Origin of the sequence: Bacteroides hominis (genome assembly GCF_033042785.2) — a bacterium.
In the GTDB taxonomy this organism is placed as follows: Bacteria; Bacteroidota; Bacteroidia; order Bacteroidales; family Bacteroidaceae; genus Bacteroides; species Bacteroides hominis.
In genome coordinates this window covers 4,668,576-4,682,111 of the sequence record NZ_CP178829.1, presented here as the reverse complement: position 1 = coordinate 4,682,111, position 13,536 = coordinate 4,668,576, and the positions used below count along the sequence as shown (strand labels likewise).

Sequence of the window (13,536 nt, the reverse complement as noted above, 5' to 3'; positions counted from 1 at the left end):
CATACATATTATGAAACAAACTACGATGGCTCTTCTGGCAGGTATCTGCCTGCTGCTGTCCGGGTGCACTGCCGACGGCATACCCGGATCGGAAATCAACGGGGATGTCCGCCTGCGTCCCGGAGAGCAGGCGGTGATGTTCAGCCTCGACGGAATTAGCTCCGGTGGAGGCGTGCCTGTCAGCCGTACGGAGGCGGATGCGGGAGAGACGATCGCCGGCGAGAACGAGATACAGGCGTTGCGGATATACAGTTTTGTCAATACTTCGGGCAGCGAGTCCGATGCTTCGTCGCTCACTCTGGAGCGGATTTACAGTTATGAGCAGGGCGGGGCCGCCAATGACTTTACGCTCAGCCCCCGGGCGGGTGGCTATAGGTTTGGTATCGGGGTGCCCGAGGATGCCTACGAGCGACGCTTCCTGATGTTGGCTAACACGCCTGCGCCGGCGGACCTCACCGCGGTGGCCGCTACGGAGGCCGACCGTTCGTCGGCCACCCCATTGAGCGGGGTCCTGACACGGCAGACCACCACCGCCGGGCCACCCGCCGCACTGGCGGCTCCTTTCCCGATGTCGAGCAACGTGCCCAAACCGGTGCTGATGAACGACGGAACCTATCGGTATGACGACGGGGCAACCTTCACCGCGGCCGACCTTGCCCGGGGGCTGAAGGTGAAACTCAGGCGGCGGGTGGCACGCATCGACATCAGTAACCCGTTTGTCAGCCGGTTTGTCCTGAGTGGGCTGAGCTATACCCGGCAGGACAAGGCAGACTTGTTCGACGGAGCAGCGGGAAGTACGTCAGCCACTGCCGCCATAGAGTTGCCACTGACGGATGCCGAATGGCTGCCCGCGGCGGTATACAGTTTTCCGGGAGCCTTCACGCTCACCTTGAAGGGGACTTATCTGGGCGCGGAGACCACCGTGTCCATCCCTGGCGCTGCGCTGGAGGCAAATTCCCGTTACGTGGTGCGCGTCAAAAGTGCCGAAAACAATGTGGCCGCCACCCTCGAGGTGTTGCCTTGGGACGAGGGGGCGGATATCGACGCCGAGGTGACGGCGACGACCTACAATACCGAGGTGGCCTCCGTCACTGGGCGGTTGCCGGCCGGGACCGGGCTCGGGCCCATCGTGTCTTGCTTCGGGCTGGTAGAGCTGCCGACGCGGACGGTCCGTGTGGCGCAGGAATCGTATACCTGCGTTGCCGGGCGCGGGGGATTGATGTCCGGGGCGCTGTCTGATGCCGTCCCAGCCACCGAAAAGTGGGTGGCGAAGGAGTTCGTGCCGGCCGGATCGGACCGCACGTACCAGATCGTGAGTTATCCCTTCGTCCGCTTTACCGGCGCGTCGGGCAATCCCGACCCGATAGGTGTCATCCTCTCGGCGCCGCTACAGGGCCGCGTCAAGGTGGTGCACAGTCAGACCGATGATAATACCGCCGAAGTGAGGCTTTACCTGATACCCACCGAAGAAGAGGTGGCCGACCTGAGGGAAACGGGAAGCGGCCCGATGCGTTCCGTCTCCGTGTGGCAGAGGAGAGTCCCGACGGCTCCCGCCACCTTCACCCTGGTGCTGCAAGACGCGGCCACCGGCGCTTTGCGCTACGAAGACTGGAGGGTGGTGGAAGACTGCTTCAGCTATGGGGCGGAGGAAAACACGTCCATTCCCCGGGAGTGGCCCGCGGGGGGGAGCCTGCGCGATACCCCTTCGTGGCTATCCCGGCCTTGGACACTGGACGAAGCCACTCCCATCCTGCTCTCTCCCTATATGGGGGAGGTCAGCCTGTGCCTCGACCCTGAAACGGCGCAGGGTGGCGTGGGGACGGCAAGGACGGCGGCGGAAGCGGCTTTGAGCCCCGAGTCCGACGGATCGGCCTACGTCGAGACGCTGGGCGACCCATGGGCGGCGGTCTTCCTGGAAGATGTGCTGGACATCGGCGCCCTGATACCCCGGCGGCGGATACTGACCGCAGTGCGGGATAACCTGACCGGTGCGGAACGGCGGGCCGTGCTTGTGGTGCGCCGTAACACGCATTCCGGGTCCTCCGGCACCGGTGGCGGGGGTGGGGACATAAGGCCTCTCTCGACGACCGTCGCCGACCCGACGGTGCTGGATGGCGCACAATTGGAGGAGCGGCGCTACACGCTGGTGCAACCCCCGGTGTCTGCCGCGGTGTACGCGCGGATGGCGTCGTCGGCCGGGCTCCGGTTGGGAAACGGCTATCCGGTGGACGAGCTCTACATGGATGGAAACACCATCTACGTGGGCAAGAGGAATACCCGGTGGACGATATCCGATCCCTGCCACGTGGTCAGCGAGGGCCGGAAGCCGGTGAGGGTCATCATCCCCACGGGGTGCGGCTGGCTGTACGAGAGCCTTGTATATGCAGGCCGGGGGGATGTCTTGATGGGTGGCGGAGGCGAGGGGGACGGTCCCCCGCCCGGCTTTGTCCGCCAGCTGCGGCTGCTGCCCAACGAGACGGGCGCGGACCGCAGTGTCAGCTTCAGTGTGCAGACTTATGAAGGAGGAGCAATCCGGACATCGACTTATACGCTGGTGCAACGCCCCATATATCAGGCGGATTCTTCGGGAGGCGGAAGCTTGCTTTCTCGGTAACGGAATAGAAATGAATACAACTCACCACAGATTACACGGATTCTCACAGATTAATAATTTATTTTACTGGGAGTTAAACTAAAATATCTGTGTTAATCTGTGTAATCTGTGGTGAACTCAAAACAATTATGAAACAGACTATACCTATTATTTTTCTCACCGCTTTGCTCACCCTGGGCGGTTCCGCCTGTTCCGACGTATCGGAGCAGGATGGTTTCCTCCCGGTCTCCCCGGCGGACGGTGAGCGGATCGTGAATCTTTCGCTTACCGGGCTGGCAGGTGGAGGAGCCGTGCCTACCCGTGCGGGTAACGAAAGCCTGACACTGGCGGGAGAGTGTGAGGTGAGGTCGCTCACCGTCTATTGCTTTGTGAGCTGGGACGGAACTACGGAGCAGACAGATGTGACGAACTTCAAGCACGAACGGACGTACCGCTATGAGGCGGGCGGAACAGACAATGACTTCCTGTTGCTGCCCGATGCCGACGGATATCATGCCGGTATCGGGGTGCCCGAAGGGGACGCGCACCAACGGGCCTTCCTGGTGTGCGCCAACCGCGGGATAGCCAACCCGCCCGGGGATTGGGCAAACCTGACTTATGGCACTGCAATCAGCACCTTCAAGTGGATACCCGATCGGGAATCGGGCGGGACGGCGTATCTGCCTCCGGCATGTCCGCTGCTGCCCATGAGCGCGAAAGTGACCCACCGGGTGATCAGTTCCGACGGAGTGATAAGCGATGATCCCGTTTTCAGCCCGCAGCAACTCGATCGGGGGCTCTCGGTGCGGCTGGTGCGCGGGGTGAGCCGCATCGATATTGTGAATCCCGACATTACGGGATACCGGGTGGAGGGGATACAGGTGAAAGCTGCGGCGGAAATGGCTCTTTTCGCTGAACCGGCGGGCGCTGCTGCAACGGAATATAAGGCCGTTCCGCTATCCGTCACTGCCGCACAGACTGCCGGAGCCTGCTACCTTTTTCCGCTCAAAGCAGATACGGAGGTGGAGATCGGCCTCACCGGGAAGTTGATGAACAACGAACTGCCGCTGACGGCACGAGGCATCATGAAGCCCAATACCCGTTACTTGCTGCGGGTGCGGAACGACGATGCCAACCTGGGGGTAAGCCTCGAGGTGGCGGACTGGGACGAAGGGAACGGAATAGATACCGGCGATCTTTCGGACAGGCTCAACGCCGGATGTACAGTGGAGGTGGCACCGTCGGCAACGGGTGTGACGGTGGCAGGTACCACTATCACACTGAGGGACGGTATTCTGAGGGAAGCGAATCCTGCCATTGTCACCCTGACCGGAGCCTCGGGAGATACGAAACCGATCGGGATTCAAATTCCCGAGGGATGTGACTGGCTGGCGGCCGGGACGGGACAGGTAACCGGCAACCCTTCATCGGAAACGTTTCAAACTACTTTAGAGATGAAGCAACCTGCCGTAACCCGTACGGTTAGAGCCGGAATAGGCGGAGGTTCTTTTGTTACCGTCGGCAACGATTATCCGTTGCGTGTGCCTGTCAGCTTTGTGTACGAAAAAGACGGGAAGACCTGCTTTGTGGAGTATACAGTCTGTCTGGAACCGGCAGCGGCGCACAGTCCTGCGTTGGCTTCGGTGGAGGTCCGGGGAGTGGGGCTGATGAAGGATCTGTGTCGTGTCGATCCGGACGCGCGGGTCATCCGCTTGCCGGCGTTTGGAGGTGCTGCGTTCCGGGTGATCGGGCACGAGGTGGTTACGAGAGCGACAGGCGGGGGCGGCGATTCCTATCTGGAATTTTTTGCCCGGGAAGATTATGACTGGGTGAAGAAGGTATCGGTGTCATCACCCGGTGCGGTTAGCTTATACTTCCGGGTGGACGAAAACAGGACCGGACACACTCGTGAAGCCACCTTCCGGATGCGCTATCGGGATGTGAACAACGATGACGCGCCGGTGGAGGCCGACTGGCTTGTGGTGCAGGAAGCCGATCCGGACCCGGCACAGATGGCCGATGACGTGGAGGTGAGACTCCCGCTGCGCGAAGCCGGCGAACTCCGGATGGAGGGAAGTGAAATCCGGGTTGCCATGCGTGATCCGATCCGTGTGGGAGATGATGGATACAATGAGGTAAAATTCTATGAAGCGTACATCCGGACCCTTCGGGAGAGTGGGCCTGCCGCAGCCGGAAAGCAATTAAAGGCCATTGTGAACAGGCTTGAGTCGACTGTCACCGAAGTGAATGATAATCCCTTCTGTGTAGGCTTGCTCTATCCGGCGCTGTCCGCACCGGTGAAGGTGACTGTCGATGCGTCCTGGCTGCATGCCAGTTACGAAATGACCGCTCCTTGCATCAGCCTGAAGGCGGATTTGTATGTGCCTGTGACGGTAGAGGAGATAGGCAACCTGCCTCCCCGCACGGCGACGGTCAGCGTGGAGCTGCGCAATGGTGAAACACGCAAGCTGACTGTGAGGCAAGAACCCCACGGCGTAAAATGATTCTTTTACAACAGATAGTATTAACACACTAAAAAACGAACGTGTATGAAAAGAAGTTCTTTGTTTAAATGGATGGCTTTCACCTTTTTATTGGGATTGGCATCTTGCAGCAACGAAGAGTTGCAGAATGAAAACCGGCCGGATGTCCCGCTGAAGAGTGGCGAACAGTTGGTAAGTATGAAAATCAATGGGTTAGGAGGGACTGTGGTCACCCGTGCGGCAGGCGACAACATCATCGCTTTGCCCGGTGAAGTGAAAATCGAAAAGCTGGACCTGTACAGTTTTGTGGACCTGGACAACCAGAGTTCAAGTGCGGCGATTACCGGGACCAGTGCGGATGACTTGAAGGGATATACCCTGGAACGTATCTACCGGTATAAAGCTTTGGGCGACGAAAACGACCTGGTGCTCACCCCCGTGGGCGACGGATACCGGGTTTCGTATGGCGTGCCTAAGGGCGACGGGCGCACCCGCAGATTTGTGCTGGTGGTGAACGACGGTGAGCGTTCCTCCACAGCGCTGACGGCCCTCAGCCTTTCTGCTGCCGGCGAGGGGAATGACCGCAGCACTGCGTCGGTCTTTTCCGGCTTGGATAACTTGAAAATCCTTGAAACCGCACTCAGCGCAAATGGCAATAACATCACTGCTGAGAAGGGGCTGCCTATGACCGCCGTCATCGGGCGCAACGAATACGATGGCTCAGGGGCGCAGAATTTCAATACATTGTATACCAATCAGGACGTTGCCGAAGGCACGGCTCTCAATGCCACGCTGGTGCGCCGTGTGGCCCGTATCGACATCAAGAACCCTGTAGGTACAGGCTTCACGGTGAAAAAGGTAACACTCTCGGGAGCGGGGAACTCTACGATGTTCGGCAAAGCGCCGCAGGCAACCACCTCCGGGGACTACGATATTGTAGCTTTGGCGGCGGCAGACGTGGTGAACGCGGAACTGATTCCTGCCGCACTGTACGCTTTGCCGATAGAGGCGGAGACTACTAATAATTATATCCCAAGTGTCAAAATTACAGGCAGCATAGGCGGTAGCGGTGATATCGAGGTGGAAGCCAAGTTCGGTAGCAGCATGACCGGTACTTTCAAAGGTATGGATGTCAATACCCGCTACATTGTCAACCTCAACAACAGTGCCGGTAATGTCACTGCCGACATCACCGTTGCCGAATGGAACTACGGAGAATCTGTAGATACGGAGGACGTGATGGGGAAATTGAATGCGAATGCCCAGTTGACAGCGGAATCTACTAATGCGACTTTGGATGCCGCTGCAAAGACGCTGACCATCAAGTATCCTTCTCCAAGTTTCTCAGCAGTGAAGATCGCCACTATCGAAGGCACGAACAATAGCGATATCAATCCGATCGGTATCGTATTGCCGGAAGATTGTGATTGGCTGGAAGTTGGGTTAGAGAGTGCCGGATCTTTAAACTCGAGCAAGATCTCTTACAACCTGAAAGTCACGAAAGCGAACAATACCGGACGTCCGCGTACGGCAAAGCTGTCCCTCGTGACGTACAATACTACTGATCGCAAGCAGAAAGTTGATGAATATATCGTTTACCAGGATTATCTGGACATTACGAAGTATACGGGAGATTTCACTACTGACTTTGGTCCGCTGGTGGGGAACATGTTTTTAAAGCAGGGTGAGGACGTTTACAAATGTTCGCCTTTTGGCCTGGACGTAGCGTTCGTGTTTGGATTGGAACAAGGGGGAACCCTGACAGCAGTGGATGTGGTGATTCCCGAAGATTGCGACTGGATACAGAAATCTAATATTCTATTAGGCTCCCAAAGCATACATGCCCTTTCCATGACCGATAATATCGGTAAAGAAGAGCGCCGTGCCACGCTGACGCTGAGACATTGGGATGCGTCCGCCAACATGGGCAGCGGAGCAATGGAGACCAAGGACATGACCATCATTCAGAGCGGCACGGTAGACAAGGCGACGCTTTGCCAAAGCGCCGAGATACAACTGAATGCCGATCTGGCAGCGGCCGGCTGCATCAAGATGGACGGAAACACGATTATTATAGCGGGAGAGATTCCTGATAATCTTGGGCTTTCTGTAGAGCAAAAAAAATATATGTTTACCATCAGCGGCACTCCTTCTACCGATAAAAAAGAGATACGTCCGGTGCTTGTCTCGTTTGGAGAGGCAGATAACCGATGGGTAGAGTCGGAAGGAAAAGTCAATATGGTAACAGCTAACGGTTCGTATAATGTAAAGGCACGTTTCCCTCAGAATTTCGGAAATGCCCGCGAAATGAACTTTACCGTGACTACGTATGCCAATGGGGCGCCGGTAGTGAAGACTTACCGTCTGATCCAGAAAGAATCGGGTATTACCCATGTGAATTAATGGCATTCATGCAGTCCGATAATTGACTTCCCAGTCGGGGAGACACGGACAGTATTTGTTTTGTTTGTATAATTCCTCCGGACAAGTGAGTCCGGAGGAATTACTTTTTAGGGCCTTTCCCCCGATTGCCAAGTATTTATCGCACTGCCTCTCCGGCTTACCCTTCGTGATGCACCACCGTCTCTTTGATGAAATAGACGCAAACGGCTCCCACGATCAGCAGTACGCCCGCCAATACCAGCATGTTCACCTGATGTCCGCCGACAAGGTGGAGGATGCCTCCGCCGACGAGTGCCGCTACAATTTGCGGAACGCAGATGGTCCCGTTGAACAATCCCAGGTAAGCACCCATATTCTTGCCCGAAACAGAATTGGTCAGGATGGTGAACGGCAGGGCGAGCATGGCTGCCCAGGCGCAGCCGATCAGCAGGTAGGAGATGAACAGCAGGTATTCGTTGTGGAAGAAGAGGGTGGATATAAATCCGGCGCCACCCAGCACGAGGCTCAGTGCGTAGGCCTGCTTGCGTGCCTTGAACAGGGGGAGCACCACTGCCCAGATGACCGAGCCGATGGCCTGTACGGCAAACAGCACGCCTACCCAGTTGCCCGCTTCCTGATAGCCTGCGCTCTGCACGTCGGTGGTGCCCCATACGGTGGCTGCGATGGCACCGTTGGTATACGTCCACATGTACATGAAGGCCGCCCAGCAGAAGAACTGTACCAGGCCTACCGTCCAGAATACTTTCGGGGCATGCTTCAGCAGAGAGATGAAGTCGGTTTTCTCTTTCTTTTCGTCGGCTGTGATACCGTGGAATTCTTCAAACTCTTTCGGGGGCATCTCTTTCACTTTTACCGTGGTGTAGATGACGCACAGGATCAGGATGGCGGCACCGATGTAGAACGAGTAAATCACCGAATCGGGTACCGTCCCCTTGCCTGCCGTATTGCTGATGCCGATAAACGTGAAGATGAACGGGAACAGATAACCTACCAGGCTGCCGGCATTGCATAGGAAGCTCTGGATGGAGTAGGCCAGTCCCTTCTGTTTTTCGTTTACCATGTCGCCCACCAGCATTTTGAAAGGCTGCATGGCCATGTTGATCGAAGTATCGAGGAACATCAGCGACACCAGTCCGAAGGTCATCGCCGTGCCCACTGCCATGCCGAAACTGCCTGCATTGGGCAGCAGGCACATCACGAGCACCGCGATCAGCGAACCTACAAAAAGGTAAGGGATGCGCCGCCCGAAGCGTGTCCAGGTTTTGTCGCTTGCCGAACCGATGATGGGCTGTACGATGATTCCCGCTAACGGAGGGAGTATCCAGAAATAGCTCAGACTGTGCGGATCGGCGCCTAATGTGGCAAATATGCGGCTGATGTTGGCGCTTTGCAGTGCGTATGCAATCTGTACGCCGAAAAAACCAAAGCTGATGTTCCACAGCTTCCAAAAACTTAAGTCAGGTTTTACTTTCATGGTGAATCTATAATTATATTGTTTTGAGTTCACCACAGATTGCACAGATTAACACAGATTGATAATTTGCCTTATTTATTACCAATAAAATTAAAGAATCTGTGAAAATCGGTGTAATCTGTGGTGAACCCGGTTTATTTCGTTGTTCCTCGTACCACCAGGTTGGTCCGCACGATTTTGTTGCTGCTTTTTCCTTCATCGTTTCCTTCCAGTTTTTCTATCAGCAGCTTGATGGCACTTTTGCCTACCTCCTCGCCGTGCTGCTCTACCGTGGTCAGTTTCGGGTCTGTGCTTTGGGCAATGGCTCCGTCTGTGAACCCGCAGATGGACACTTCGTCCGGCACTTTCCGTCCCACCAGTTTGCAGGAATAGAGGATGCCCGATGCTGTTTCGTCGTTGATGGCAAAGAAACCGTCTGGACGGTCGGGGCCTTCCAGCAGGGCGGGAGTAATGGCAATTGCTTTCTCGCGGGTATCACACAGCTTGATCATGCTCTGGTCTACCGGAATCCGGTACTTCTTCATGGCATCCAGATAACCGTTCCGCCGGTTCTTGGAGATTTCGAGGTGAGGGGCGGCGCTGTAAAAAAAGATGCGTTTGCATCCGGTCTGTATCATATACTCCACCGCCGCAAACGAGCCCGCGTAATCGTCCACCACCACCCGTTCGGTATTGATTCCGGTACAGATACGGTCGTAAAACACGATGGGGATATTATTGTCCAGCAACTCCTGGTAATGGTCGTATTGGGAGGTGTCTTTGGCCAGGGAAGTGATGACCCCGCAAACCCGTGCCGCGAGAAAAGAGTGGACGATTTTCACTTCCCGTTCATACTCTTCGTTGCTCTGTGCCACCAGGATGTTGTATCCGGCTTTTGCCGCCGTCTCCTCGATGCCGCTCAGCACACACGAAAAAAAGTGGTGCACGAGTTGTGGAATGATGACCCCGATGGTGTTGGAACGGCTCGTGCGCAGGTTCAGTGCCAATACATTAGGCTTATAATTATGTTCGCGCGCGTACTTATGTATAGCGTCCCTTGTTTCCTGGCTGATGTCGGGATTGTCCTTCAAGGCCCTCGATACGGTGGAGGGGGAGACTCCCAGTTCGCGGGCGATGTCTTTGATCGTGATTTGCGGTTTATTCATGGCTGATTGGTTTTATTCACCACAGATTACACAGATTTTCACAGATAAATGATTTATTTCATTGAGAATTAGATTAAAAGAATCTGCGTTAATCTGTGTAATCTGTGGTGAACTTGATTCGTTTTTCACCCAAAGGTAAATGATTTTATATAAAAACAAAACCAATGTATTTACGGATTTGTTTAATATGATACAAAAATAGTGTAAAGGAGGCTAAAAAGTTCGGTGACAATGTGCTATAACCCCGCTTTTACGGTGCAATCGTTTGCGTAGTTGCAGGAGCGGATTTGTCGGATATTAAATAAGTGGCTGTCGCTTAATATACTATTTTTGCTACGTAATCAAGAACGGGAATGGAGTCGTTCATTCTCTATGTAAAGTTTAGAAATCATATTAATATTTATATTGTTAACTTTAATTTTTAAATGCATGAAGCAAGTTAATCTTAGAATCTGTCGTATGATTCTGCCCCTGTTGTTTGGGCTATTCTTGTCATTGAGCGCTTATGCACAGCAAGTCTCTGTCAAGGGACATGTGAAAGATTCAACGGGTGAACCCGTAATCGGCGCGAATGTGGTTGTGAAGGATAATTCTTCTATCGGTACGATTACCGATCTGAACGGAAACTTTGTTCTGAGTGTTCCTCAACATTCTACCCTCGTGATTTCTTTCATCGGTTACAAGCCGGTTGAAGTGAAAGCTGCTCCCAGTGTGACGGTGACCCTCCAAGATGATGCGGTGATGCTTCAGGAAGCGGTGGTGATCGGTTATGGTTCCGTGAAGAAGAATGACGTGACCGGCTCGGTGATGGCAATCGATGCGGACAAGATGGTAAAAGGTATGGCTACTTCGGCTTCCGACCTGTTGGTGGGTAAGGCCGCAGGTGTCAGCGTGATTACCGACGGCGGCGCTCCGGGAGCCGGGGCTACGATCCGTGTGCGCGGAGGTTCGTCCATGTCGGCCAGCAACGACCCGCTGATCGTTATTGACGGGGTGCCTGTCGATAACACCGAAATCAAAGGTATGGGCAATCCGCTCTCTACCGTCCACCCCAATGACATCGAGACGTTTACGATTCTGAAAGATGCCTCTGCTACTGCTATTTACGGTTCGCGTGCCTCCAATGGTGTTATCATCATTACCACCAAGAAGGGACAGTCGGGACGCGTGAAGGTGGACTACAGCGGCACGTTCTCTATCAGTACGAAGTCGAATACGGTCGATGTGATGAAGGCAGACGATTTCCGTAATTTCGTGATCGAGAAGTTTGGCGAGAATAGTCTTCAGGCCAACGCTTTGGGCAAAACCTCTACCGACTGGCAGGATGAAATATTCCGCACGGCTTTCAGTACCGACCATAATGTAAGTGTATCCGGAGCCGTTCCGCATATGCCTTATCGTGTGTCTGTGGCGTATACAAACGAAAACGGTATCCTGAAGACTTCGAACATGCAACGTCTGACAGGTGCCATTAACCTGAACCCCAACTTCTTCGACAAGAAGCTCAACATCCAGCTGAATGTGAAGGGAGTGTACAACAAGAACCGTTTTGCCGACCGTGCAGCTATCGGTCTGGCTACCCAGTATGACCCCACACAGCCTGTCTATATGGAAGGCAACCCTTACGGAAACGGATACTTTATGTATATGAAGCAGGAGGGAGACAAGATTTCTCCGATTGATATCGGTCTGGCCAACCCTGTTGCCATGCTTGAAGAGAAAGATGATAAATCGACCGTTTACCGCAGTATCGGCAACGCGCAGATCGATTATAAATTCCACTTCCTGCCCGAACTGCGCGCTAACCTGAATTTAGGTTATGACGTATCGAAGAGTAAGGGTGACGTGATTATCGCCGACAATTCACCGCTGACTTACTGTACGGGTAATTTTAAAAGCGGTTTTGGTGAAAACAGCCATTATACACAGTTGAAGCGCAACACCTTGCTCGATTTCTACTTGAACTATACCAATACGTTCGGAGTCAACTACATCGACGTCATGGCAGGTTACTCCTGGCAGCATTTCTATAATTCGACTACCAACTCTTATCCCTACTCGGCCGCTTATGCAGAGAAGACCGGGGAAGAATTCTATAAGAAGGGGGATGACTATGCGAGCGAAAGCTACCTGGTTTCTTTCTTCGGACGTCTCAACTATACATTGTTGAACCGTTATCTGGTGACATTCACCTTGCGTAACGACGGTTCTTCACGTTTCAGCCCGGACAACCGCTGGGGATTGTTCCCGTCCGTAGCACTGGCGTGGAAACTGAACGAGGAGTCATTCCTGAAGAATGTGAACGCTATCTCGGACCTGAAGCTGCGTTTGGGCTATGGTGTGACCGGACAGCAGAACCTGGGTAACGGAGATTATCCGTATATGGCCCGCTATATGTACTCCAAGGCAGGTGCCAACTATTATTTCGGTGACACCGAATACTCTCTGATTGCTCCGCAACCTTACGACCAGAACCTGAAGTGGGAAGAAACCACTACCTGGAACGTAGGTATCGATTATGGTTTCCTGAATGGACGCATCACGGGTACAATCGACTATTACTTCCGTAAAACGAAGGACTTACTCAACACCGTTACAGCTCCTGCCGGAACCAACTTCAGCAATCAACTGCTGACTAATGTAGGTACATTGGAGAACAAAGGTTTTGAATTCAGCGTCAATGCCCATGCCGTTTCAACCAAAGACTGGAACTGGAACATCGGCTACAACATCTCTTACAATAAGAACAAGATCACCAAGATGACCTTCAACGACGACCCCAACTATGCCGGTGTCATCCATGGCGGTATCGACGGTGGTACAGGATACAACGCCCTGATCCACCGGGTAGGCGAGGCATTCAACTCCTTCTACGTGTTCGAGCAGATTTACGGTCCCGACGGTAAACCTATCGAAGGTGCTTATGTAGACCAGAATGGCGATAACCAGATTAACGACGCCGACCTGATCTGCTTCAAGAAAGCTGCTCCCGACGTGTTCATGGGGCTGACCTCACAACTTTCTTATAAAAACTGGGACTTTTCATTTGCTTTGCGCGGCAGCTTTGGTAACTATGTTTACAACAACGTACAGTCCAACCGTGAAGCATACGAAGGCGCCAATATGTATGACCAGACCGGATTCCTGAAGAACCGTCTGACCTCTGCCCGCAGCACCGACTTCAAGAACGCTCAATACCGTTCGAGCTATTACGTTCAGAATGCTTCGTTCGTGCGTATGGACAACATCTCTTTAGGGTATACGTTCAACAAGCTCTTCAATGATAAACAGAGTGCACGCGTATATGCTACGGTACAGAATCCGTTTGTCATCACTAAGTACAAGGGACTGGATCCGGAAATCAGTGGTGAAGGAATCGATAACAACATCTATCCTCGCCCCCGTGTATTCATGATCGGCCTTAATCTCAATTTTTAA

The 13,536-nt window shown here is 53.8% G+C and carries 6 protein-coding genes; 4 read left to right on the top strand and 2 right to left on the bottom strand.

Going from position 1 to position 13,536, the window contains the following annotated elements; translation table 11 throughout:
• Window positions 1-10 precede the first annotated feature (10 nt).
• The 3 genes from R3O62_RS19785 (at window position 11) to R3O62_RS19775 (ending at window position 7,479) form a co-directional block, all read left to right on the top strand.
• The gene (locus tag R3O62_RS19785) at window positions 11-2,614 is read left to right on the top strand and encodes a hypothetical protein (RefSeq protein ID WP_317472817.1); all 2,604 of its coding nucleotides are present in this window, start codon (window positions 11-13) and stop codon (window positions 2,612-2,614) included.
• A 128-nt stretch (window positions 2,615-2,742) separates the two neighbouring features.
• Window positions 2,743-5,097, top strand: a complete 2,355-nt coding sequence (locus R3O62_RS19780) for a hypothetical protein (protein WP_317472816.1) — start codon at window positions 2,743-2,745, stop codon at window positions 5,095-5,097.
• 45 nt (window positions 5,098-5,142) lie between these two features.
• Window positions 5,143-7,479, top strand: a complete 2,337-nt coding sequence (locus R3O62_RS19775) for a hypothetical protein (protein WP_317472815.1) — start codon at window positions 5,143-5,145, stop codon at window positions 7,477-7,479.
• 157 nt (window positions 7,480-7,636) lie between these two features.
• On the opposite strand, the gene R3O62_RS19770 is transcribed toward R3O62_RS19775, so the two are convergent.
• Both R3O62_RS19770 and R3O62_RS19765 read right to left on the bottom strand, forming a co-directional pair.
• Window positions 7,637-8,953 (bottom strand): SLC45 family MFS transporter, encoded by a 1,317-nt coding sequence (locus R3O62_RS19770; protein WP_005807682.1) that lies wholly within the window; start codon window positions 8,951-8,953, stop codon window positions 7,637-7,639.
• A 134-nt stretch (window positions 8,954-9,087) separates the two neighbouring features.
• The gene (locus tag R3O62_RS19765; protein WP_005780657.1) at window positions 9,088-10,098 is read right to left on the bottom strand and encodes a LacI family DNA-binding transcriptional regulator; all 1,011 of its coding nucleotides are present in this window, start codon (window positions 10,096-10,098) and stop codon (window positions 9,088-9,090) included.
• A 429-nt stretch (window positions 10,099-10,527) separates the two neighbouring features.
• Here R3O62_RS19765 and R3O62_RS19760 point away from each other — a divergent pair, with 429 nt between their 5' ends.
• A complete protein-coding gene (locus tag R3O62_RS19760) occupies window positions 10,528-13,536 on the top strand; it encodes a SusC/RagA family TonB-linked outer membrane protein (RefSeq protein ID WP_269096226.1) in 3,009 nt (1,002 codons plus the stop codon).